This is a genomic window from Rodentibacter genomosp. 1 (assembly GCF_001999285.1).
Taxonomy (GTDB): domain Bacteria; phylum Pseudomonadota; class Gammaproteobacteria; order Enterobacterales; family Pasteurellaceae; genus Rodentibacter.
Genome location: NZ_MLHN01000003.1, coordinates 169,524 through 192,936 on the forward strand (window position 1 = coordinate 169,524; position 23,413 = coordinate 192,936).

The following is a 23,413-nucleotide window of genomic DNA, read 5'->3' on the forward strand; positions in this document are numbered from 1 at the left end:
TTAAAATTGACCGCACTTTTTACTCGCCGAATATCGGTATTATTTGCCGATAACCTCTAACCCGCCCATATACGGACGCAAAACTTCCGGTACGGTAACTGAGCCGTCGGCATTTTGATAGTTTTCAAGTACGGCAACTAACGTACGCCCTACCGCTAACCCCGAGCCATTTAACGTATGCACTAAACGGGTTTTCTTATCCCCTTTCGCTTTACAACGGGCTTGCATGCGGCGGGCTTGGAAATCCCACATATTAGAACAAGATGAAATTTCACGATAAGTATCCTGTGCCGGCACCCACACTTCTAAATCATAGGTTTTACAAGAACCAAAGCCCATATCACCGGTACAAAGTAATACTTTACGATAAGGAAGATTGAGTAATTGCAATACTTTTTCCGCATGACCGGTTAATTCTTCAAGGGCTTCCATTGATTTATCCGGATCAACAATTTGCACCATTTCCACTTTATCAAACTGGTGCATACGGATTAAACCTCTCGTATCACGCCCGTAAGATCCTGCCTCTGAACGGAAACATGGCGTATGTGCGGTCATTTTGATCGGTAATTCTGCGTCATCAAGAATCACATCACGGACTAAATTCGTTACAGGTACTTCCGCCGTTGGAATTAAGGCGTAAGGCTGCTCCCCTTCTAAAGCATTGGTATGAAATAAATCCTCACCAAATTTTGGTAATTGCCCTGTACCGTAAAGGGTTGCATGATTAACCAAATAAGGCACATAGGTTTCTAAATAACCATGTTGTTCCGAATGAAGATCCAACATAAATTGGGCTAAAGCACGATGCATTTTAGCAATTTGCCCTTTCATCACGGCGAAACGCGCCCCCGCCAATTTTGCTCCGGCAGCAAAATCCAAACCGTCAATTTGCTCACCTAAAGTAACATGATCCTTAATTTCAAAATCAAAAACTCTTGGCGTTCCCCAACGTAAAATTTCGAGGTTTTCTGAATCATCTTTACCAAGCGGCACGTCATCTGCCGGTAAATTTGGAATGGTTAATGCAATTTGATTGATTTCCGCCAAAACTTCATCTAATTGAGTTTTCGCTTCATTTAATTGGTTGCCCATATTATCGACTTCAGCAAGTAATGGGGCAATATCCTCACCACGGGCTTTTGCCGCCCCGATAGCCTTCGAGCGAGTATTACGTTCCGCCTGCAAGGTTTCTGTTTTAACTTGAAGTGTTTTACGCTGTTCTTCCAACGCCACAAGTTTTTCGGTATCAAGAATGAAGTGACGTTTAATTTTTAGTTTTTCTGCGACTTCCGCCAAATTGTTGCGGAGTAAATTTGGATCGATCATTGCATTTCCTTAGTTTTTCATTGAAATAAAATGCCCTTATTCTAGCGTGGATTCACTAAATAAACCAGTTAAAACCCAATGGAGAATAAGGATTTTATTTTGTGATCCGGTTCAAATTTTTGTGATTCGGTTCTATTAATTTTTTATAAATAGGTTAAAGTAGAAACAGTTTTTAACCATTCACAGGAGCTTACCTATGTTTCCCGAATTTAGAGAATTAATCACCAAACTTAAGAATCATGATGCTTATTTTGATCGTTTATTTAAAAAACATAATGAATTAGATCATGATATTAAAAATAAAGAGGAAAATATTACGCTCGCAACTCATACGGAAATTGAGATCTTGAAGAAAGAAAAATTACGGATTAAAGATGAGCTTTATACTTATTTGAAGAAGAAAGCGGAGGAATAAAAAGTAGGTTCAACCAAATCGCTCGAACTTTTCTAAGCATATTACTACACACAAAAAAGCCCTCAAAATTGAGGGCTAAATTGTTTAATATTGGAATAAAAATTAGCGACGTAAACCTAAACGTGCGATAGTGCTTTGATATAAAGCAAGATCCGTACGTTTTAAGTAGTCTAAAAGTTTACGACGACGAGAAACCATACGTAATAAACCACGACGACCATGGTGGTCTTTTTTATGCTCAGCAAAGTGTGCTTGCAAGTGGTTGATTTGTGCAGTTAATAATGCGATTTGAACTTCAGAAGAACCGGTATCTTTCGCATCGCGACCAAATTCAGCAACGATTGCCGCTTTTTTTTCAGTACTTAGAGACATTTTTTACTCCTAAAAGGTAGTGTTGTTGATACATCATTCGCCGATCTCTAACTCAGCGATGACAAGGAGTGGGCATTCTATCTATTGTGTATAACAAAAGCAAGTCATTCCTATCATATCCAAAATCCTAGGCTTGATTTAATCTTATTTCGTACTAAAATAGCAAAAAAAAACCGAACGAAATAGGACTAATTATGCCAACACAATTCGATAAACTTTCAGATCTTTCCGCAAAGCTATCCTCTCTCTATGCAAATTGGTCTAAACAGAAAGGAATCACCTTGAACGAACTCCATTTTCTCTATCATATTGGACGCAATGGAACATCATCGCCTACTGCCATAGGGGAACGGTGGAGTTTACCAAAACAAACTGTCACATCAATCTGTAAACAACTTGATAACAAAGGCTACTTACAATTTATCACAGATGAAAAAGATAAACGTAGTAAGCAGATTGGATTGACTGAAGAAGGCAAAATGTTTATTGAGCCAATCATTGCAGAAATAACTCAAATTGAATGGCAGACAGAACAACAATATTCTTCTGAAAAATTGACCGCACTTTTAACCGAAGTGGAACGATTACTTGATATCTTTTCACAACAACTTAACCAAAAACGAGGATAGGAAAATGAACATTCTCATTAGAAAAGCTAAACGACAAGATTGTGAAAAAATATGGCATTTAATGAAAGAACTCGCTATTTTTGAACACTATATTGATAACTTTGCCATTACCCCTAAAATTGTCGAAGAATGTGGTTTTAATAAAAACCCACCAGATTTTTATTGTCTGGTCGCCACTGATAAAGAAAATATTGTAGGCATTGCCGTTTATTATTTTCTGCCTTATACCGCTCAAAATCGCCCTGCTATTTACCTCAAAGAACTCTATATTGATGAACATTATCGAGGACGGAAAATCGGTGAAAAATTAATGCAAGCCTTAAAAGCTGAAGCTCAAAATTACGGTTGTCAGCAAATAAAATGGACAGTTGCTTCTTGGAACGAAAGCGGAAAACATTTTTACAAAAAGCTTGGAGCACAACAAAATAACGAATGGGTAAACTACGAATGGAAAATCAATTAAATATCAAAAAACTCACTTTAAACGATGTTAATGCGCTACAAACTTTAAGTAAACAAACGTTCTTTGAAACCTTTGTCGGCACTTGTAGTGATGAGGATATGCAAAACTATCTGCAAGAAAGTTTTAGTCTCACACAACTCGAAAGTGAATTAGAAAACAAAGAAATGCTCTTTTATGTGGCAGAATCCGAAGGTGAAATACTCGGCTACCTAAAAGTGAATTTAGGCGCCGCACAAACAGAAAAACAATCACCAAGTGCGGTTGAAATTCAGCGTATTTATGTATTGAATCAATATCATAGCAAAAGCGTGGGACAAGCCCTATTTCAACAAGCTTTAGATATTGCTCAAAAATACCAAGCAGACTATATCTGGCTTGGCGTATGGGAACATAATCATAAAGCTCAAAATTTCTATCGAAAAAATGGCTTTGTAGAATTTGACAAGCACACCTTTATGATGGGAAATGATGCTCAAACGGATATTATGATGAAAAAAATCTTAAAATAATAAAAGTGGGGTATCCCACTTTTTTCTTTTCTCAAAATACTATTTTACATTTTTTTACATTCCCCTATTGATTTAATCCTATATAGTACTAAAATTATAATAAAGTACGATATAGGATTATTTTCTTATTTCTACTATTAGCTCCCTTAATTCAATCAAATAAAAATTTTATTCGAGGCTCCTATGAACCAATCCAAAGAATCAAATTCTACAGAACTTGGTATTGCAGGCTATTCCTGGCAACCAATTATCAAACTATTACTTATTGCTTTGCTCGTTTATGCAATTGGCAGTATTTTTATCTCTAATCCTTTTTCTATTTTTGTGGATCGAAAAACCCCTGTAGATTATTCACGAATCATGTATTTCCACGGACTTACTGTTGGTTTAGCCGGATTAACGTGTTTAAGTATTAGCCAAATTTTTGATTTAAAAAATGTTTATAAAAAAATTATTTTTTACTGCACTGTTTCTACAATTTTCTTTGGTATTACAGGTGGTGCGATTAACCGCTCTATGGAAGAAACTAAATTATGGTTATGGTACCAAACTCTCTCATTTTTTTCGTTAGATGCTATCTTAATAGCCTTATTTATCGGACTTTTAAATACCCAAAATAAAACATTAAAACATTCATCAACTTACTATCTCGTCACCACCTCCTCAGGATCTGCAATTATTGCAGCACTAATTGGCGATCTTATGGGCGTAATTTTAGATTACGGCGATATTTTGGGAATATTTAGTGCTTATGCTAACCACATTGGCTACTCATTAACAGAATGGAATGATAATTTATTACGTGCACACTCAGATATGATTGTAATTGCCATTATTGGATTAATTCTCTCAATCATAAGTTGGAAATATAGTAAAAATCTAACAGGTATAGCCAAAACACTTAAAATCAGTGGTGAATATATGGCAACCATTGGATTAATTTTAATGACGATTATTTTAGCTGTAGCCGGTTTTGCCGGTGTAAATTGGCAAATTCCACATATATTTACAGAAAAAGGATTCTATGCTGCACGTGGACAAAGCGTAGCAGGTATTGATCTTGTTGATTTTGTGATTGGAACATTATTTCTCTTCGGAGGATTATTTATGATTCTTGCAATATTATTTGGCAAAAGAATAAATCATGAAACTTTAACTCAAACAGCTAAATATACGTTAGGCGGTCTATTATTAACTTGGACTTGTATTATTATCACTGTTGCGGGAATGGGCTTTTTACAAGAATATCAAGCTAACTTATACAGCTCATCAAATGATGTCCCTTTAGCTGATTTTGGTTTTGCCTTCAGAATGTTACACTTAGATGTGAGCTTAATTCTATTCCCGGCTATCATGACAATGATGCTATTTATGCAACACTTCTTGCAAGAAAAACAAAATCAAATGATTCAATGGGGATTACGTATTGGTGTGATTTTATGCACTGTTGGCTCACTCATTTATATGACAGTCAATCCCACTGCTTTCGGTCCCGGTTATTGGATTGTTTCATTAGGTTTCACTTTTGTGATTGCAGGGATGATTTATTTTTTTGTAAAAAGTAGCGAAAAAGAGATTGAGAAATTTCATTCATAATTAATAAAAGGTTGGGCATTCCCAACCTTTTATTTCAATTTAATCTTTCAACAATTTAATCTTTTCAATCACATTTGTGGTAGAGCAACCATTTTCAAAGTTTAATACTTTCACGTCCCCGCCATTTGCCCACACTTCTTGGCTACCGGCAATCTCTTCCGGTTTATAATCGCCGCCTTTCACCAATAAATCCGGTAAGATTTCAGCAATTAAGCGTTGTGGCGTATCTTCCGAGAAAGGCACAAGCCAATCCACGGAGGATAACCCAGCCAATACTGCCATTCTGGAATCAAGATGATTAATTGGACGGCTTTCGCCTTTTAAGCGTTTGACAGAATCATCGCTGTTCACAGCAACAATTAAACGATCACCTAATTTACGGGCATTTTCAAGATAAGACACATGACCCGGATGTAAAATATCAAAACAGCCGTTTGTCATCACAATTTTTTCACCACGGGCTTTCGCTTGTTTGACGACTTCTTTGAGCTTAGTTTCCGTCATAATACCAAAACCGGTTTCCGGACGTGCATGGATCGCATTTTCAAGCTCAACGTTGGAAACTGTTGATGTTCCCAATTTCCCTACCACAATGCCTGCGGCAACATTCGCTAAATAGCAGGACTCTTCAAAAGAACGCCCATCTGCCAGTGCGGTTGCCAATACACTGATCACCGTGTCCCCTGCGCCAGTCACATCAAAGACTTCTTTCGCTACGGTTGGTAAATGATAAGGTTCTTGATTTGGACGAAGTAAGGTCATGCCCTTTTCTGAACGGGTCACCAAAAGTGCGGTCAATTCTATGTCAGAAATTAATTTCAAGCCTTTTTCAATGATGTCTTCTTCCGTGTTGCATTTGCCCACTACAGCTTCAAATTCTGCCATATTGGGTGTGAGCAAGGTCGCCCCACGATAACGCTCAAAATCCGTGCCTTTTGGATCAATTAACACCGGCACATTCGCCTGACGGGCAATTTGAATCATTTTTTGCACGTCTTTCAGTGTACCTTTACCATAATCGGAAAGCACTAAAGCACCGTAATTTTTAACCGCACTTTCCAGCTTAGAAAGTAAATCCTGACAATCTACATTGTTAAAATCTTCTTCAAAATCAAGGCGTAAAAGCTGTTGATGACGGGATAATATACGTAATTTAGTAATGGTCGGGTGGGTACTTAATGCGACAAAATTACAATCAATTTTTTGTTCTTTAAGCAAATTAGACAATGCTGCACCGGTTTCATCTTGCCCAATCAATCCCATTAATTGTACAGGCACATTCAGTGAGGCAATATTCATCGCCACATTCGCTGCACCACCGGCACGTTCTTCATTTTCTTGCACTCGCACCACCGGCACCGGTGCCTCAGGTGAAATTCGGTTGGTTGCACCAAACCAATAACGATCAAGCATTACATCGCCTAATACAAGGACTTTTGCCTGTTTAAATTCTGCTAAATACTGAGCCATGCTATTCTCTCTTGGAAAAAATTGACGTGATTTTACCACAAGTCATTTTTACGTTAAACTACCGCGCAATTTCATGGAGAATGATAATGAAAAATAACAAACTCCCTAGGTTTCAACGCACTTTTCTTGCCCCTAAATATTGGGGATTCTGGCTTGGACTTGCTCTTTGGCGTGCCATTTTACTGTTGCCCTACCCAATTTTACGCCACATCGGTAACGGCTTGGGCTGGCTTTTTTCCCGATTAAAAATCGGCAAACGCCGTGCTGCTATCGCGCACCGCAATCTTGAACTTTGCTTTCCTGAAATGTCGGAAAAAGAACGGGAAAATATCCTAAAAGAGAATTTGCGTGCTGTTGGTATGGCGATTATTGAAACGGGTATGGCTTGGTTTTGGTCTGATGCCCGCATAAAAAAATGGTCGAAAATTGAGGGCTTACATCATCTCAAAGAGAGCCAACAAGACGGTATTATTTTTGTCGGTGTCCATTTTCTCACTCTGGAACTAGGTGCGCGTATTGTGGGGTTACATCACCCGGGATTGGGCGTGTATCGCCCTAATGACAATCCTCTAATGGACTGGCTACAAACGCAAGGGCGTTTGCGTTCCAATAAAGATATGTTAGATCGTAAAGATCTTCGAGGTATGATTAAAGCCCTGCGCCAAGGTGAAACCATTTGGTATGCGCCTGATCACGATTATGGGCGAAAAAATGCGGTATTTGTACCATTTTTTGCCGTACCCGATGCTTGCACTACCACCGGCAGCTACTATCTATTAAAATCCTCTCCGAAAAGTAAAATCGTTCCCTTTGCCCCTTTACGTAACAAAGATGGCTCAGGCTATACGGTGAGTATTTCCGCTCCTGTTGATTTTACCGATTTAGCGGATGAAACCTCTGTTGCCGCCAGGATGAATCAAGTGGTGGAAAAAGAAATTCTAAAAGGAGTAGCACAATATATGTGGTTACACCGCCGTTTTAAAACACGCCCAAGTGAAAATGACCCAAGCCTTTATGATTAAAAGTGCGGTCGAAAATGACTGCACTTTTTGATACACTCTTTCGCAATTTTTTCATATTTAACGAATAACCAAATGACAGCCAATTATTCAGCTCAAGAAATTACCGTATTAAAAGATCTCGAACCGGTGAAAATCCGCCCGGGTATGTACACTGACACCACCCGTCCAAACCACCTTGCCCAAGAAGTCATTGATAACAGTGTGGATGAAGCCCTTGCCGGATTCGCCACAAAAATTGAAGTGATTTTGCACGCTGATCAATCGCTTGAAGTCATTGATAACGGTCGGGGAATGCCCGTGGATATTCACCCGACAGAGGGCGTGTCAGGCGTGGAAGTGATTTTAACCAAACTTCACGCCGGTGGTAAATTTTCCAATAAAAACTATGAATTCGCCGGTGGTTTGCACGGCGTAGGGATTTCTGTGGTGAATGCCCTTTCCGAGCGAGTGGATATTCAAGTCAAACGCAATGGCGAAGTATATAAAATCGCTTTTGAAAATGGGCTAAAAGTGGAAGAATTGGAAGTGGTCGGCACCTGCGGCAGACGCACTACCGGTACGACCGTTCACTTCAAACCTAACCCGAAATATTTCGATAGTGCAAAATTTTCCGTCAGTCGCTTACGCCATTTATTGCGTGCCAAAGCCGTGTTATGTTCAGGGCTGGAAATTAAATTCACGGATAAAATCAACAACACACAAGATGTATGGCTATATGAAGACGGTTTGTCCGACTATCTTATTGAAGCTGTCAACGGTTATGAAACCTTGCCGGAAAAACCTTTCGTGGGCGAATTTAAAGGCAATAATGAAGCGGTCAGTTGGGCATTATTATGGCTGCCTGAGGGCGGAGAATTGATCGGTGAAAGCTATGTAAATTTGATCCCAACTATTCAAGGCGGCACACACGTCAATGGTTTACGCCAAGGTTTGCTTGATGCGATTCGTGAATTTTGCGAATTTCGCAATCTGCTCCCTCGTGGTGTTAAGCTCACCGCTGATGATATTTGGGATCGTTGTGCTTATATTCTCTCGCTCAAAATGCAAGATGCCCAATTTGCCGGACAAACCAAAGAACGCTTATCATCTCGTCAAAGTGCAGTCTTTGTCAGCGGCGTTTTAAAAGATGCCTTCAGCCTATGGCTTAACCAAAATGTCCAAGATGCGGAAAAACTGGCAGAAATGGCGATCAGCTCTGCCCAACGCCGTTTGCGTGCCGCCAAAAAAGTGGTGCGGAAAAAACTGGTAAGCGGCCCGGCATTACCGGGTAAATTAGCAGATTGTGGTTCACAAGATCTGGAAAAAACTGAATTATTTTTAGTGGAAGGGGATTCTGCGGGCGGCTCGGCAAAACAAGCCCGAGATCGGGAATATCAGGCAATCTTGCCGTTACGGGGAAAAATTTTGAACACCTGGGAGGTTTCACCGGAACAGGTTCTCGGTTCCACAGAGATTCACGATATCGCGGTGGCATTAGGCATCGATCCGGACAGTGATGATCTGTCCCAACTACGCTACGGAAAAGTCTGTATCCTCGCTGATGCCGACTCAGACGGTTTACACATTGCGACATTACTTTGTGCCTTATTCTTACGTCATTTCCCCAAATTAGTACAAGAGGGACACGTTTATGTGGCAATGCCCCCTCTTTACCGCATTGATTTAAATAAAGAAGTGTTCTACGCCTTGGATGAAGGGGAAAAAGAGGCAATTTTAGATCGCCTGAAAAATAAAAAAGGTAAACCAAATGTTCAACGTTTTAAAGGTTTGGGTGAAATGAATCCTTCTCAATTACGGGAAACCACCATGGATCCGAATACCCGCCGTTTGGTGCAATTAACCTACAATTCAGAAGAAGAACAAGGTACAGAAACCTTAGAATTGATGGATATGTTGTTGGCGAAAAAACGTTCCGAAGATCGAAAAAATTGGCTACAAACCAAAGGCGATCAAGTGGATTTAACGGTGTAATGGGAAAATTTATATGAGTACAAATATCAACTATGAAGGCATTGAGCAAATGCCGCTCCGCACTTTTACCGAAAGTGCCTATCTTAATTATTCCATGTACGTCATTATGGATCGTGCATTGCCTTTTATTGGCGATGGCTTAAAACCCGTACAACGCCGTATTGTCTATGCCATGTCAGAACTTGGCTTAAATGCCACCGCAAAATACAAAAAGTCCGCACGGACGGTGGGGGATGTGTTGGGTAAATTCCACCCTCACGGGGATTCCGCTTGCTATGAAGCCATGGTATTGATGGCCCAACCCTTTTCTTATCGTTATCCATTGGTGGACGGTCAAGGTAACTGGGGTGCGCCTGATGATCCCAAATCTTTTGCGGCAATGCGTTATACGGAATCACGCCTGTCCAAAATTTCTGAAATTTTACTGTCCGAACTCGGACAAGGCACGGTAGATTATCAACCGAACTTTGACGGTACGTTAGAAGAACCGCAATATTTGCCTGCACGTTTACCCCATATCTTACTTAACGGTACAACAGGGATTGCGGTAGGAATGGCAACGGATATTCCCCCTCATAATATTAATGAAATTGCCGATGCTGCCGTTTTATTACTTGATAGTCCCAAAGCTAATCTTGATGATCTATTAAACATTGTACAAGGGCCGGATTTTCCAACTGAAGCAGAAATTATTTCGCCAAAAACGGAAATTCGTAAAATTTACGAACAAGGCCGTGGCTCGATAAAAATGCGTGCGACATGGAAAAAAGAAGACGGGGAAATTATTATTTCCGCCCTGCCACACCAAGCTTCGCCCTCTAAAATCATTGCGCAAATTGCCGATCAAATGACGGCGAAAAAATTGCCGATGGTGGAAGATATTCGTGATGAAGCCGATCACGAAAACCCGATTCGTATTGTCATCGTGCCTCGTTCCAATCGGGTGGATACCGATGCCCTCATGGCACATTTATTCGCCACCACCGATCTGGAAAAAAGCTATCGGGTGAATATGAATATGATTGGGCTTGATCATAAACCGGCAGTAAAAGGGTTAGTGCAAATTCTCAATGAATGGCTACATTTCCGCCGCACTACGGTGACACGCCGTTTGCAATATCGTCTTGATAAAGTGCTTTCCCGTCTGCATATTTTAGAAGGATTAATGATTGCCTTCTTAAATATTGATGAAGTCATTGAGATTATTCGCCATGAGGATGATCCCAAAACAGAACTCATGGCACGCTTTAACTTAAGTGATGAGCAAGCCGATGCGATTTTAAACTTACGCTTGCGTCACTTAGCAAAATTAGAGGAGCACCAACTTCGTGCCGAACAAAATGAGTTGGAAAAAGAGCGGTCAAATTTAGAAGCGATTTTAGGCTCTGAACGTCGTCTCAATACGCTCATTAAGAAAGAAATCCAAGAAGATGCTAAGAAATACGCCAGTCCACGGATGTCACAATTAGTCGAACGTGAAGAAGCCAAAGCGATTTCAGAAAGCGAAATGACACCGGCAGAACCGGTTACTGTTATTTTGTCGGAAATGGGCTGGGTACGCTGTGCCAAAGGGCATGATATTGATCCAAAAGCATTAAGTTATAAAGCCGGTGATGGTTATCGCGCTCATGCTTGTGGTAAAAGCAACCAAGCTGCCGTATTTATTGACAGCACCGGACGCAGCTATGCCGTTGATCCGCTCACCCTGCCCTCTGCCCGCTCACAGGGCGAACCACTTACAGGTAGATTAACTCTGCCTGTTGGTGCCACTATTGAGCATGTCATCATGGAAGCGGATCAACAGGAATTATTGATGTCATCTGATGCGGGCTATGGATTCATTTGTAAATTTGAAGATCTAATTGCACGTAACAAAGCAGGAAAAGCCTTGATTTCTTTACCAGAAAATGCCAAAGTGTTGCCGCCAAAAATTCTGTCGGATTCAAGCGCACTTCTCGTTGCCTTGACTTCAGCCGGCAGAATGTTAATTTTCCCGGTACAAGATTTACCGGTATTATCAAAAGGTAAAGGCAATAAAATCGTGAGTATTTCTGCGACTCATGCAAAAGATCGTAGCGAATTATTAGTGAAATTATTGCTCATTTCAGATCAAGCCGCTCTTGAGTTCCACTCCGGCAAACGAAAAATGACATTAAAGCCAGAAGATCTGCAAAAGTTCCGCACAGAACGAGGCAGAAAAGGATCGCAACTCCCCCGAGGCTTACACAGCAATGTGGATATTACGGTGATTGATCCTGAACACAACACATAAATTTTCCAAAACAAACTAAGAGGAGAATACTTCGTGAATATTGTTTTCGATACTTATCAAACACTGGCACTCGCCAGCCTTGTTTTATTATTAGGCTATTTTTTAGTAAAACGCATTAGCGTACTGAAAAACTTTAATATTCCTGAACCGGTTGTCGGCGGTTTTATTATCGCTATCGCATTGACAATTTGGTATCAAATAGATGGTACTTCATTTACCTTTGAGAAAAGCCTACAAACCACAATGATGTTAGTTTTCTTCTCATCAATCGGTTTAAGTGCAAATTTTGCCCGTTTAATTAAAGGTGGAAAACCATTAATTATTTTTCTTTTTGTTGCCGCGGCGTTAATTTTCTTCCAAAACGTGATCGGTATTGCTGGCACTCAGATTTTAGGTATTGACCCTGCCTATGGTTTATTAGCGGGCTCCGTCACCTTAACCGGTGGTCATGGTACCGGTGCGGCTTGGGCTGAAACCTTCATCAAGGAATTTAACTTACCGGCGGCAACAGAAATTGCCATGGCTTGTGCTACATTCGGTTTAGTTTTCGGCGGTATTATTGGCGGCCCGGTAGCACGTTTCTTGCTAAATCGTCAAAAACAAGGGGAAAACCCGGAAAATGATGAAGTAGATGATGTCCAAGAAGCCTTTGAGCATCCAACCTACCAACGTAAAGTCAATGCACGTTCTATCATTGAAACCATTGCAATGATGTCTTTCTGTCTATTGATCGGTCAATATCTAGACAGCGTGACAAAAGGTACGGCATTACAATTACCAACCTTCGTTTGGTGTTTATTTACCGGCGTTATCATTCGTAATGCATTAGCACATATCTTCAAATTCCGTGTGGCAGATTCAGCTATTGATGTTCTCGGCAGTGTGGGATTATCTATCTTCTTAGCCATTGCCTTGATGTCATTAAAACTTTGGGAATTAGCCGGCCTTGCAACAGATGTATTAATTATCCTAGCAATTCAAGTTGCCTTTATGGCGTTCTTCGCTATTTATGTGACTTATCGTGCCATGGGTAAAGATTACGATGCGATCGTACTCAGTGCGGGACACTGTGGTTTCGGTTTAGGTGCAACACCAACTGCAGTAGCAAATATGCAAGCAATCACTAGCCGTTTCGGTGCGTCTCACAAGGCTTTCTTAATCGTACCAATGGTGGGTGCATTTTTTATTGACTTAATTAATGCCTCACTATTAAAAGTTTTCTTAGCTGTGGTGACTTATCTACACTAATAATGTGTAAAAAAGAGCGGTAAAATTGACCGCTCTTTTTATTTTGTAACAATTGTATAAATCTGTTTTTTGGTTAGATTGTAGGAACACACTGCGTGTGTCCGCTATAAAATCAAATTATTTCAATATGTTAAAATTCGGACACACTCAGTGTGTCCCTACATATCGTTGAAATTTCTGTTTTTGTGCATTTGCTACATAATCCCCTATTTTAAACCTGATATTTTGTTTTATCGCCAATATCAAAATGCAATGGCATTCGCCATTTTTGAATGGCAAGTAACAACAGTAATACCCCTACAATCATTGAGAAGATCCGAGTCAGTATTCCGCTTTCAAATACCCAAACAAACCAGAGTATCGCCACAAAAATAGGCTGTAAATTTAATAATGGCACTCGGAAACAAAAATATTCTTTAAAACAAAGCCCACCTAAGGTGACTAATGCACCGCCTAGTGCCAGTTCGTGCCAACCTAAAATGAAGCAAACCAGAGCTAACCAAGTAGCAAATTGAAAGATTAAACGAAAATGTTTGAGATAAATATGCAAAGATGAGGCACAACAGGTCGCAGCAATTAAAATCGTGATTTCTGCCAAACTTGGCAACCAAGTCAATAGCAAAATACCAAAAGCGGCGACAACAAACCCGGTTCGATAAATTATCACTGTGATGTTATCCCAAATATCCATTGGGGACTGAATATGTGGATCAGCCATTTTTCCTCCTTTCTAGTCAAATAATAGAACAAAAGTGCGGTTAAAAAACACATGATTTTCTAACCGCACTTTCATCAAAAATTATTTTAGTCTATCTAAAATTTTTTGGTGGATACCGCCAAAACTACCGTTTGACATCACAAGGATATGATCTGTTGGTTGGGCTTCTTCGACGATCATATTAACCAACTTATCAAGGTTTGCACTCCAATATGCAGGTTGCACACATTGTGAAGCAATTTCTGCGACTTCCCAAGGAATATTATCCGGCTGCAACATAAAGACGACATCTGCTCTGCCTAATGCCGGTGCAATTTCATCTTTATGCACGCCCATTTTCATCGTATTTGAACGAGGTTCTAGTACCGCAAGAATACGGACACCCCCACCGACTTTATCACGCAATGCCGTTAAGGTGGCAAGAATAGCTTCGGGATGATGAGCAAAATCATCGTAAACCGTGATACCATTGACTTCCCCTTTCACTTCTAGGCGACGTTTCGCATTAATAAAAGAACCTAATGCTTCACAAGCTTTCTCAACAGATACCCCTACGTGATAAGCTGCGGCGATTGCCATTAATGCATTATGCATATTATGCACGCCAACTACATTCCATTTTACTTCAGCCACTTTTTCGCCATGATGGAATACCGCAAAATGGGAAGCGTCAGTTGTTAGACGTTCTGCAAACCATTCCTTATCTTTTCCAAGAAACTGTTGTTCAGACCAACATCCCATAGCTAATGTTTCCTTTACACTTTGCTCATCAGCAAAAGAAAGAATACGCCCACTACTTGGAATAGTCCGAATCATATGATGAAATTGGCGTTGAATCGCATTCAAATCATCAAAAATATCCGCATGATCAAAACTGATGTTATTAATAATTAAGGTTTTAGGATTGTAATGCACAAACTTAGAACGCTTATCAAAAAATGCCGTGTCATATTCATCTGCCTCAATGACAAAAAAATTGCTTTCTCCTAAACGGGCGGAAGTCCAGAAGTTACCGGCAATTCCACCAATTAAAAAGCCGGGTTTTAAGCCGTTTTGTTCCAAGATCCAGGTCAGCATACCGGTTGTGGTGGTTTTTCCATGGGTACCTGAAACCGCCAAAACCCAACGATTTCTTAATAAATTATCATGTAGCCATTGTGGGCCGGAAGTATAAGGCAAACGATTTTCCAATACGTACTCGACACAAGGATTACTACGTTTTAGGGCATTTCCAATCATCACCATATCCGGTGCGGGTTGAAGTTGTTCAACATCATAATTAGGGATAATATCAATCCCTTGTTCTTGTAAAAAGGTACTCATCGGTGGATAGACATTCGTATCTGATCCCGTCACTTTATAGCCCATCTGTTTGGCAATCATCGCCACGCCCCCCATAAATGTGCCGCAAATACCTAAAATATGAATATGCTTCATTTGTAATCTCTTTTATAAAAAATGAAAAATATGATAAATCAACTCAAAGTGTGAGTAAACAAAGGCTTATTCTACAAGCCTTTTTACTCATCATAAAACCTGTCACGCAATTCGTTCAAAACCGGCTTTTAAATCATTAATTAATTCATCAGGATCTTCAAAACCAATATGCACACGAATCAGTGAGCCTGTGAGTTTTCTTTTGATACTCGGGCGAATTTTGGCAATTTCTTCCGGTTGATTGCATAAAATTAAGGATTCAAATCCTCCCCATGAATATGCCATGGTGAATAGTTTGAAATGATCCATAAATTGGGCGACTTGCTCATCTGTCAAACGTTGAGTTAATTCAAAGGAAAATAAACCGCTCGAGCCATTAAAATCACGTTGGAAAAATTCATGTCCCGGGCAACTTGGTAAAGCCGGGTGATAGACTGCCTTCATTTGTGGCTGCTCACTTAACCATTTTGCGATTTTGATACTACTTTCATGATGCTGTTTTAATCGCACCGCTAAAGTGCGAATCCCTCTTGCCGTCATATAAGCGGAATCCGCATCGACCATTTGCCCCATTAAATAGGAATGCTCTCGTAGCTGATCCCAAGTACGATCATTTGCTACCGCTGTGCCTATCATCACATCCGAATGCCCCACCAAATATTTCGTCCCAGCTTGAATAGAAATATCAATCCCATGCTCTAATGCTTTAAATAACACACCAGCCGACCACGTGTTATCAATCATAATCACAATTTCAGGATTTACCGAACGGGCCACTTTCACGAGAGTCGGAATATCTGGCACTTCCATGGTAATAGAACTTGGTGATTCTAAAAAAAGAACCTTGGTATTTGGTTGAATAAGCTGGGCGATATTCTCACCAATTAAAGGATCATAATAGGTAGTATCAATCTGCATTTTTTTCAAAACAATATTGCAGAAATCTTGTGTAGGTTCATAGGCAGCACCGCTCATCAAAATATGATCACCCGTTTTTACAAAAGATAAGATGGTATTTGTCACGGCAGCTGCCCCACAAGGGTAAAGATAACAGCCTGCCCCCCCTTCCATTTCACACATTAGATCTTGTAACGCAAAATGCGTGAGTGTACCTCTGCGACCATAAAATAATTCACCTTTATAACGATTTTTCGTGCAGTGTTTTTTATCCGCTATCGTATCAAAAACCAGTGAAGATGCCCGTTGAACAACAGGATTAACTGCCCCCTGAGAAAATCGTTTATCTCGTCCACTATGGACAAGCAATGTGGATAATGAAGTATTTTTTGACATAAATTTCACCTAATTTAAACAATACAAACAAGATAATGAAACAAAAGCACTATAAAAGTGTGGTTAAATTTTATAGAATGTTGCGGCATTGTGTAGCAAATGGGCAAAAACCGAAAATCCCAACAAATGTACGGATTGTTATATGTATCCCTACAAATGCCCTACAATCACTTTTGTGCAATCGCTACATAATGCCGGAATATTACCCGTTTTTTCTATCAATAAACTTTTAATAGAGGAATTAGACTATGGTATTAGTAACTCGCCAAGCACCGGATTTTACTTCATCTGCAGTTTTAGGCAATGGTGAAATTGTTGATAATTTTAACTTCAAAAAACATATTGAAGGAAAAGCAGCCGTAATTTTCTTCTACCCATTAGATTTCACTTTCGTATGTCCGTCTGAATTAATCGCATTCGATCACCGCTATGAGGAATTCAAAAAACGTGGTGTTGAAGTCGTTGGTGTATCTATTGATTCTCAATTCACCCACAATGCGTGGCGTAATACACCAACTGAAAACGGTGGTATCGGCCAAGTTAAATATGCGTTAGCCGCTGATATTAAACATGAAATTGCCCAAGCGTACGGCATTGAACATCCAACCGAAGGTGTCGCTCTGCGTGCTTCATTCTTAATTGACAAAAATGGTGTTGTTCGCCACCAAATCGTTAATGATCTTCCGTTAGGTCGCAATATTGATGAAATGTTACGTATGGTCGATGCCCTACAATTCCACGAAGAACATGGTGATGTTTGTCCTGCCCAATGGGAAAAAGGCAAAGAAGGGATGAAAGATAATCCCGAAGGCGTTGCAAAATACTTAAAACAAAATGCGGATAAACTTTAATCTTTATCAAATCTTTACAATAAAGCCACATTACGTGGCTTTTTTTATCACCTGATATCCTTTAGAATAAGTCCATCTCTAACCAAAGTGCGGTTAATTTTCTATGAAATTTAATATTCCTACTTTTCTCACAATTTTTCGCGTCGTATTAATTCCTTTTTTTGTGATCACCTTTTATTTGCCTTTTGAATCTGCCCCATTTATTACCACGCTTATTTTCTTTATTGCCGGTGTAACAGACTGGCTCGATGGTTATCTCGCACGTAAATGGAAACAAACCACAAGCTTTGGTGCCTTTTTAGATCCTGTGGCAGATAAAGTCATGGTCGTTGCCGCACTCGTACTTATCGTAGAATATCAACATACCTTTTGGATCACGATTCCTGCAATCATTATGATCTCTCGTGAAATTATTATTTCAGCCTTGCGTGAATGGATGGCGGAATTGGGGGAACGCAATAAAGTTGCCGTTTCTTGGTTGGGGAAAGTGAAAACGACTTCTCAAATGCTTGCACTAGGCGGATTATTATGGCGCTATAATATTTATATGGAAATTTCAGCAATTGTCTTACTTTATATTGCAGCGATTTTAACGGTTTGGTCGATGATTCAATATTTAAAAGTTGCAAAAGAAAATGTGTTAGACGAAATAGAGATGAAGTAAAAAAATCGGTACTATATGTTTATTGAAAATGAACAAAAAAGTGCGGTTAAAATTTTGGGGATGTATACCGTAAACATCACAAAAAACAACCGCACTTTATTTTATCCGTTAGAAAACCGTTTATCCCCTTGGTCTCACGCCTAACATATGACAAATCGCGTAGGTTAATTCGCTACGATTGAGCGTGTAGAAATGGAAATCATTGACACCTTCACTGGATAAAATTTTCACCATATCCATTGCAACACTTGCTGCGACAAGGTTACGTGTTGTTGGGTCATCATCTAATCCTTCGTAGGCTTTTGACAACCAAGTCGGGATTTTCACATTAGTGAAAGATGCCATTTTTTGGAGTTGTTTAAAATTGGTAACCGGTAGGATACCCGGTACAATTTCCGTATCAATACCAATAGACGCACAACGGTCTCGAAAGCGGAGATAGTTGTCAATATCAAAGAAAAACTGCGTGATCACATGGTTTGCCCCAGCATCAATTTTCCGTTTCAGGTTAATCAAGTCCGCTTGTGCAGATTTCGCTTCAGGGTGTACTTCAGGATAAGCCGCAACGGAAATATCAAAATCTGCTACGGTTCTCAGTAATTCCACCAAATCGGCTGCATAAAATGGTTTCTTTTCATAGCCTTGCGGCTCATCACCACGCAATGCGACAATATGCCGAATCCCACTGTCCCAATAATCTTTGGCAATTTGCTTTAATTCTTCCGGTGTCGCATCAATCCCGGTTAAATGTGGTGCAGCTTCCAATCCGGTTTCTTGCTTAATAGATTTTACAATACTATGAGTACGATCCCGCTCTCCCGAATTCGCCCCATAAGTCACCGAAACAAATTTAGGTTCGAGCACTTTCAAGCGGTGAATTGATTCCCATAACATTGTTTCCATTTTTTCATTTTTAGGTGGAAAAAACTCAAAGGATACATTGATTTTTTTATTAAAATCCGCAATGTTTTGGTTCAAGTTGTTAATTTCTTTTGCATAACTCATATTATTCTTCCTATATAGAATGATGTTGCTACGCTACAATAAAATAAGTTCGTCTATGAGTCAATTTCAATAAATTCATAAGAAACATTAATAAAATCCATAGTTTTGCATACAAACGCGCACTCTACCCAACATTTCTTGATTTAAACTTCACAAAATGGGGGAAATAAAGATAAAATACGCCAATTTTTTTGACCGCACTTTATTGTAAATAAGACAACGATGATGACGACAAACTCAACTCAATCCCGCTATAAAATCACCCGTTGTGGCGAATGTGACGAGCTCGTCTCCATCATTTATCCCTTACCTCAGGATGAACATGCAGAATGTCCCCGTTGCCATCATACGTTGAGCACAAGCAATCGTTGGTCATTACATCGTTGTGCGATGATTGCACTTTCTATTCTCATTTTAATCCCCTTTGCCTTGAATTTCCCGCTATTGAGTATTGATTTACTGGGTGTAAGAGTGGATGCCTCGGTATGGGAAGGAATCTGGAAAATGGCAACAGCCGGCTATCAATACACCGCTTTTTTAGTATTTGTTTGTGCCGTATTAATGCCTATTTCTTTTGCGATTTTGGTTTTAATGTTATGGTTTTCAAAGTTACTTGGTATTCGTCCACGTAACGTTTTACTTTTTCTCAGTTATATTAAACCTTGGGTGATGTTTGATGTATATCTCGTGGCACTTGGCGTATCTATGTTTAAAGTACGGGAATATGCAGCATTACAAATTGATCTCTATTTACTTGCCTTTATATTTACCGCACTTTTAACCACATTATTATTCATTAAAATTAACTTAAATGAATTGTGGGATGAATTTTATCCGGAAAACAAGCATGTGCATTCAACAACAAATGATATTGAATTATGCACCGCCTGCCACTATTCCTTCCCTCATTCAGAAATAAAGCGGGATCAGGGTCATTCTTTCTGTCCCCGTTGCGATTCACGTATAGCTATCCCAGAATCCATTACACTACAACGAACATGGGCAACACTTATTGCCGGTATTATTATGCTCTTCCCGGCAAACCTACTCCCCATCTCCGGTGTTTATTTGACGGGTTCTCTATCTGAAGATACATTAATGTCCGGCGTCATTTCGTTTATTGAGATGAAAAGCTACTTTGTTGCCTTTGTTGTATTCTTTGCCAGTATTTTTGTACCGATTAGCAAAATTTTCATTATGCTATATTTACTCGCCAGCGTGCATTTTAAATGGCAACATTCAATAAAATGGCAAATGCGTCTCTTACATATCGTACATTTTGTGGGACGTTGGTCTATGCTTGATTTATTTGTTCTTGCCCTTATGATGTCGCTTGTGACACGTGGGCAAATTATTAATTTTACGGTAGGACCTGCCGCCTTCTACTTTGGTGCTGCAGTTTTCCTTACAATGATTTCAACCTCACAATTCGATAGCCGACTGATTTGGAAAATCTATGACAGAAAAACAACAACCGAATGACCAGCATTCAACCGACTCGGGTATTAGTTCACAATACAAAGCCGTTCAAGCCGTTTTGCGGAAAAATCGGAAGGTTTCTCCGTTTTGGCTATTGCCCTTTATTGCACTTTGTATTGGGGCGATTCTTTTCTTCCAAATTGTGGAGGAACAAGGTAAAAGTATCAAAATTACTTTTACGAATGGCGCAGGCTTAGTTGCTGATAAAACCCCTATTCGCTATCAAGGGCTACAAATCGGTGTAGTGAAAAAAGTCAACTTTACTGACAATATGCAGAAAGTTGAGGTCATTGCAAACATTTACCCTGAAGCAACAGGTGTTCTAAGGGAAAACACTAAATTCTGGGTTGTACAACCTAATGTTTCTCTCGCGGGTATTTCAGGACTAGATTCCCTTGTGTCAGGCAACTACATTACATTACAGCCTGGTGATGGTAACAGTGAAGATGAGTTTATCGCTGAAGAAAAAGGGCCAATAGCTCAAGTTAAATCAGGTGATTTACTTATTCATTTAATTTCGGATGACTTGGGCTCAATTTCTATTGGTGCCTCCGTTTACTTCAAAAAATTGCCGGTAGGTAAAATCTACGATTACCGCTTTAATAACGACAACAAAGTGGAAATTGATGTTGTGATCAATAAGGAATATGCTCATTTTGTAAAAAAAGATTCACGATTCTGGAATATTAGCGGTATCGCAGCCAATATCACACCGGCAGGTTTAAATGTGAATATGGAAAGCCTTAATTCCATTGTTCAAGGTGCCGTTTCCTTTGATTCCCCCACCAATAGCCCTAACGCAGTAGAAAATACAAGCTACACCCTTTATTCAAACCTACAAGCAGCAAAAAGAGGAATTAATGTTGAAATAACCCTCCCCTCTGTTGCCGGTTTAGAAGCCGGACGCAATGAGGTGTATTACCAAGATCATAAAATTGGTGTGCTTTCAAGTCTAACAACCGTTGAAAATGATGACAGTCAATTACAAGGAATACTACTTATCGATCCAAACCAAGCCAACTTATTAAAGACCCATACCCGAATTGTACTGCGCAATAAAAAACCAACCTTAGGGGACTTAACCGATCCACAACGGCTTTTCCGTGGTGATTACTTTGAAATTATTCCGGGTGAAGGATCTGAACAGTTAGCATTTGATGTCATTAAAGAAAACGAGTTACTTTTAAAAGCACCAAATACTTTAGTTGTAAAATTAACCTCACCTGAAAGCTATGGTGTCTCTGAAGGTCAATCCGTTTATTACAATAATATTGCCATTGGGGAAATCATCAATCAGCAGGTAGGGGTAGAAGGCGTAGAATATGATGTTGCCATTGCCTCGACATATCGTAATTTAATTAACCCTAATACACTTTTCGTGGCTGCCTCAAATTTTAATGTCAATTTAGGTATTGATGGCGTACGCTTTGAAGCGGCACATCCTGAAAAATGGCTACAAGGTGGTATTCGTATTATTGCCAAAAAAGGATTAGGTGAGGCACTAAAAAGCTACCCCCTCTATAAAGATACGCAAAATGCCGAATACGGTATCACAGGGAAATTGGTTGAACCAAGTACCACCCTAAAAACATCAACATTACCAAGTATCAGTAAAGGTTCTGTTGTACTTTATCACCAATATGAAGTGGGTAAAATCACCAACATTCAACCCCAAACCAACCATTTTAATATTGATGTTTATATTTATCCGCCGTACAAACATTTATTAACGGATAGAAGCATCTTTTGGGTGGAAAGTGCAGCACAGGTTGATATTACGCCAAAAGGTATCAGCATTCAGGCGACACCGATTGCACGCTCATTAAAAGGGGCAATTAGTTTTGATAACACCGGAGCAGGAAAAAATAAGATCTTATACCCTAACGAATTACGAGCGAAATCTTCAGGAAAAATCATTACCCTTACCACTGATGATGCTACCAATCTAAGTAAAGGTATAAGCCTACGCTATTTAGGCTTATCTATTGGTGAAGTTGAAAGTGTAACATTAGATGCCAAATCACGTAAGATCACGGCAAAAGCATTTATTAATCCAAACTATATGGAAATCATTGCAAAAGAGGGCTCGACCTTTAAAATCATTTCTCCGCAAATTTCCGCCGGTGCTATCGAAAACCTAGATAGCCTTTTACAACCCTATATTGATGTGGAAGTAGGAAGTGGGAAAATAAAAACACAATTTAACCTTTCACAAACCACAGCAAGCCGTAATAAATACAGCCAAGGTATGCCATTTATTCTTGAAACCAATGATGCAATGAATTTAACGGAAGGCTCACCGGTGCTTTATCGTGGTGTTGAGGTTGGAACGATACGTAAATTTGACTTAAACAGTCTAGGTGATCGTGTCCTAATCCATATTATCATCGCACCAAAATACCAACATCTTGTGCGTAAAAATTCTGAATTCTGGGTTTCATCCGGCTATGATTTCACGCTAGGCTGGCAAGGTGCTAAATTTAATACCGGTAGTGTCCAACAATTACTCAAAGGTGGAATTTCATTCTCTACGCCATCGAGTACCGTCATTCAACCACAAGCCCCGGCAAATCAGCGTTTCTTATTACAAATTAAACGTCCAAGTGAGGCTCATAGTTGGAATTCCGGCACGCTTCCTAAGCAAGAAAATTGATAATATATTGACCGCAC

At 39.6% G+C, this 23,413-nt stretch carries 20 protein-coding genes; 13 read left to right on the forward strand and 7 right to left on the reverse strand.

What is annotated here, in order from left to right:
• Nucleotides 1-39: 39 nt before the first annotated feature.
• On the reverse strand, nucleotides 40-1,329 hold the full coding sequence (gene serS / locus BKK54_RS02235; RefSeq protein WP_077541106.1) for a serine--tRNA ligase: 1,290 nt from the start codon (nucleotides 1,327-1,329) through the stop codon (nucleotides 40-42).
• Between the two features lie 196 nt (nucleotides 1,330-1,525).
• On the opposite strand from serS, the gene BKK54_RS02240 reads away from it, so the two are divergent.
• Nucleotides 1,526-1,744, forward strand: a complete 219-nt coding sequence (locus BKK54_RS02240; RefSeq protein ID WP_077541108.1) for a YdcH family protein — start codon at nucleotides 1,526-1,528, stop codon at nucleotides 1,742-1,744.
• 102 nt (nucleotides 1,745-1,846) lie between these two features.
• Here the strand turns inward: BKK54_RS02240 and rpsO are convergent, their stop codons facing one another.
• A complete protein-coding gene (gene rpsO / locus BKK54_RS02245; protein WP_005628925.1) occupies nucleotides 1,847-2,116 on the reverse strand; it encodes a 30S ribosomal protein S15 in 270 nt (89 codons plus the stop codon).
• 194 nt (nucleotides 2,117-2,310) lie between these two features.
• Between rpsO and BKK54_RS02250 the strand changes: the two genes are divergently transcribed.
• The 4 genes from BKK54_RS02250 to BKK54_RS02265 all read left to right on the forward strand — a co-directional run bounded on the left by BKK54_RS02250 (nucleotide 2,311) and on the right by BKK54_RS02265 (nucleotide 5,313).
• A complete protein-coding gene (locus BKK54_RS02250) occupies nucleotides 2,311-2,745 on the forward strand; it encodes a MarR family winged helix-turn-helix transcriptional regulator (protein ID WP_077541110.1) in 435 nt (144 codons plus the stop codon).
• 4 nt (nucleotides 2,746-2,749) lie between these two features.
• Nucleotides 2,750-3,208, forward strand: coding sequence for a GNAT family N-acetyltransferase (locus BKK54_RS02255; protein WP_077541112.1), 459 nt, complete (start codon nucleotides 2,750-2,752; stop codon nucleotides 3,206-3,208).
• Complete coding sequence (locus BKK54_RS02260; RefSeq protein WP_077541114.1) at nucleotides 3,193-3,717, forward strand: GNAT family N-acetyltransferase; 525 nt, start codon at nucleotides 3,193-3,195, stop codon at nucleotides 3,715-3,717. The genes BKK54_RS02255 and BKK54_RS02260 overlap by 16 nt, the downstream gene beginning before the upstream one ends.
• A gap of 183 nt (nucleotides 3,718-3,900) precedes the next feature.
• Nucleotides 3,901-5,313, forward strand: coding sequence for a hypothetical protein (locus BKK54_RS02265; RefSeq protein ID WP_077541116.1), 1,413 nt, complete (start codon nucleotides 3,901-3,903; stop codon nucleotides 5,311-5,313).
• Nucleotides 5,314-5,352: 39 nt separating this feature from the next.
• On the opposite strand, the gene hldE is transcribed toward BKK54_RS02265, so the two are convergent.
• Nucleotides 5,353-6,783 carry a bifunctional D-glycero-beta-D-manno-heptose-7-phosphate kinase/D-glycero-beta-D-manno-heptose 1-phosphate adenylyltransferase HldE gene (gene hldE, locus BKK54_RS02270; protein WP_077541118.1) on the reverse strand — a complete coding sequence of 477 codons (1,431 nt, stop codon included), beginning with the start codon at nucleotides 6,781-6,783 and terminating at the stop codon, nucleotides 5,353-5,355.
• 86 nt (nucleotides 6,784-6,869) lie between these two features.
• On the opposite strand from hldE, the gene BKK54_RS02275 reads away from it, so the two are divergent.
• The 4 genes from BKK54_RS02275 to gltS all read left to right on the forward strand — a co-directional run bounded on the left by BKK54_RS02275 (nucleotide 6,870) and on the right by gltS (nucleotide 13,296).
• Entirely contained in the window at nucleotides 6,870-7,805 is a 936-nt protein-coding gene (locus BKK54_RS02275; protein WP_077541120.1) for a Kdo(2)-lipid IV(A) acyltransferase, read from the forward strand.
• Between the two features lie 72 nt (nucleotides 7,806-7,877).
• A complete protein-coding gene (gene parE / locus BKK54_RS02280) occupies nucleotides 7,878-9,776 on the forward strand; it encodes a DNA topoisomerase IV subunit B (protein ID WP_077541122.1) in 1,899 nt (632 codons plus the stop codon).
• 13 nt (nucleotides 9,777-9,789) lie between these two features.
• Entirely contained in the window at nucleotides 9,790-12,048 is a 2,259-nt protein-coding gene (parC, locus tag BKK54_RS02285) for a DNA topoisomerase IV subunit A (protein WP_077541124.1), read from the forward strand.
• A gap of 33 nt (nucleotides 12,049-12,081) precedes the next feature.
• Complete coding sequence (gene gltS / locus BKK54_RS02290) at nucleotides 12,082-13,296, forward strand: sodium/glutamate symporter (RefSeq protein ID WP_077541126.1); 1,215 nt, start codon at nucleotides 12,082-12,084, stop codon at nucleotides 13,294-13,296.
• 211 nt (nucleotides 13,297-13,507) lie between these two features.
• On the opposite strand, the gene BKK54_RS02295 is transcribed toward gltS, so the two are convergent.
• The 3 genes from BKK54_RS02295 to metC form a co-directional block, all read right to left on the reverse strand.
• Nucleotides 13,508-14,014: a DUF2301 domain-containing membrane protein gene (locus BKK54_RS02295; RefSeq protein ID WP_077541128.1), complete on the reverse strand. Its 507-nt coding sequence runs from the start codon at nucleotides 14,012-14,014 to the stop codon at nucleotides 13,508-13,510.
• Between the two features lie 81 nt (nucleotides 14,015-14,095).
• Nucleotides 14,096-15,451: a UDP-N-acetylmuramate:L-alanyl-gamma-D-glutamyl-meso-diaminopimelate ligase gene (mpl, locus tag BKK54_RS02300; RefSeq protein ID WP_077541130.1), complete on the reverse strand. Its 1,356-nt coding sequence runs from the start codon at nucleotides 15,449-15,451 to the stop codon at nucleotides 14,096-14,098.
• 102 nt (nucleotides 15,452-15,553) lie between these two features.
• Complete coding sequence (metC, locus tag BKK54_RS02305) at nucleotides 15,554-16,744, reverse strand: cystathionine beta-lyase (RefSeq protein ID WP_077541132.1); 1,191 nt, start codon at nucleotides 16,742-16,744, stop codon at nucleotides 15,554-15,556.
• Nucleotides 16,745-16,992: 248 nt separating this feature from the next.
• Here metC and BKK54_RS02310 point away from each other — a divergent pair, with 248 nt between their 5' ends.
• Both BKK54_RS02310 and pgsA read left to right on the forward strand, forming a co-directional pair.
• Complete coding sequence (locus tag BKK54_RS02310; protein WP_077541134.1) at nucleotides 16,993-17,595, forward strand: peroxiredoxin C; 603 nt, start codon at nucleotides 16,993-16,995, stop codon at nucleotides 17,593-17,595.
• Nucleotides 17,596-17,698: 103 nt separating this feature from the next.
• Nucleotides 17,699-18,259, forward strand: a complete 561-nt coding sequence (gene pgsA, locus BKK54_RS02315; protein WP_077541136.1) for a CDP-diacylglycerol--glycerol-3-phosphate 3-phosphatidyltransferase — start codon at nucleotides 17,699-17,701, stop codon at nucleotides 18,257-18,259.
• Nucleotides 18,260-18,379: 120 nt separating this feature from the next.
• Here pgsA and metF read toward each other — a convergent pair whose 3' ends face one another.
• Nucleotides 18,380-19,264, reverse strand: coding sequence for a methylenetetrahydrofolate reductase (gene metF / locus BKK54_RS02320; protein ID WP_077541138.1), 885 nt, complete (start codon nucleotides 19,262-19,264; stop codon nucleotides 18,380-18,382).
• Between the two features lie 222 nt (nucleotides 19,265-19,486).
• Between metF and BKK54_RS02325 the strand changes: the two genes are divergently transcribed.
• Both BKK54_RS02325 and BKK54_RS02330 read left to right on the forward strand, forming a co-directional pair.
• Nucleotides 19,487-20,746, forward strand: a complete 1,260-nt coding sequence (locus BKK54_RS02325; protein ID WP_432213692.1) for a PqiA/YebS family transporter subunit — start codon at nucleotides 19,487-19,489, stop codon at nucleotides 20,744-20,746.
• Nucleotides 20,721-23,396, forward strand: a complete 2,676-nt coding sequence (locus BKK54_RS02330) for a PqiB family protein (protein WP_077541142.1) — start codon at nucleotides 20,721-20,723, stop codon at nucleotides 23,394-23,396. Before BKK54_RS02325 ends, BKK54_RS02330 begins: the two co-directional genes overlap by 26 nt.
• Nucleotides 23,397-23,413 lie beyond the last annotated feature (17 nt).

Bases quoted from the DNA above. Each gene is read 5' to 3' on its own strand.
- serS (WP_077541106.1), bottom strand. From the start codon at position 1,329: ATGATCGATCCAAATTTACTCCGCAACAATTTGGCGGAAGTCGCAGAA.
- BKK54_RS02240 (WP_077541108.1), top strand. From the start codon at position 1,526: ATGTTTCCCGAATTTAGAGAATTAATCACCAAACTTAAGAATCATGAT.
- rpsO (WP_005628925.1), bottom strand. From the start codon at position 2,116: ATGTCTCTAAGTACTGAAAAAAAAGCGGCAATCGTTGCTGAATTTGGT.
- BKK54_RS02250 (WP_077541110.1), top strand. From the start codon at position 2,311: ATGCCAACACAATTCGATAAACTTTCAGATCTTTCCGCAAAGCTATCC.
- BKK54_RS02255 (WP_077541112.1), top strand. From the start codon at position 2,750: ATGAACATTCTCATTAGAAAAGCTAAACGACAAGATTGTGAAAAAATA.
- BKK54_RS02260 (WP_077541114.1), top strand. From the start codon at position 3,193: ATGGAAAATCAATTAAATATCAAAAAACTCACTTTAAACGATGTTAAT.
- BKK54_RS02265 (WP_077541116.1), top strand. From the start codon at position 3,901: ATGAACCAATCCAAAGAATCAAATTCTACAGAACTTGGTATTGCAGGC.
- hldE (WP_077541118.1), bottom strand. From the start codon at position 6,783: ATGGCTCAGTATTTAGCAGAATTTAAACAGGCAAAAGTCCTTGTATTA.
- BKK54_RS02275 (WP_077541120.1), top strand. From the start codon at position 6,870: ATGAAAAATAACAAACTCCCTAGGTTTCAACGCACTTTTCTTGCCCCT.
- parE (WP_077541122.1), top strand. From the start codon at position 7,878: ATGACAGCCAATTATTCAGCTCAAGAAATTACCGTATTAAAAGATCTC.
- parC (WP_077541124.1), top strand. From the start codon at position 9,790: ATGAGTACAAATATCAACTATGAAGGCATTGAGCAAATGCCGCTCCGC.
- BKK54_RS02295 (WP_077541128.1), bottom strand. From the start codon at position 14,014: ATGGCTGATCCACATATTCAGTCCCCAATGGATATTTGGGATAACATC.
- mpl (WP_077541130.1), bottom strand. From the start codon at position 15,451: ATGAAGCATATTCATATTTTAGGTATTTGCGGCACATTTATGGGGGGC.
- metC (WP_077541132.1), bottom strand. From the start codon at position 16,744: ATGTCAAAAAATACTTCATTATCCACATTGCTTGTCCATAGTGGACGA.
- BKK54_RS02310 (WP_077541134.1), top strand. From the start codon at position 16,993: ATGGTATTAGTAACTCGCCAAGCACCGGATTTTACTTCATCTGCAGTT.
- pgsA (WP_077541136.1), top strand. From the start codon at position 17,699: ATGAAATTTAATATTCCTACTTTTCTCACAATTTTTCGCGTCGTATTA.
- metF (WP_077541138.1), bottom strand. From the start codon at position 19,264: ATGAGTTATGCAAAAGAAATTAACAACTTGAACCAAAACATTGCGGAT.
- BKK54_RS02325 (WP_432213692.1), top strand. From the start codon at position 19,487: ATGATGACGACAAACTCAACTCAATCCCGCTATAAAATCACCCGTTGT.
- BKK54_RS02330 (WP_077541142.1), top strand. From the start codon at position 20,721: ATGACAGAAAAACAACAACCGAATGACCAGCATTCAACCGACTCGGGT.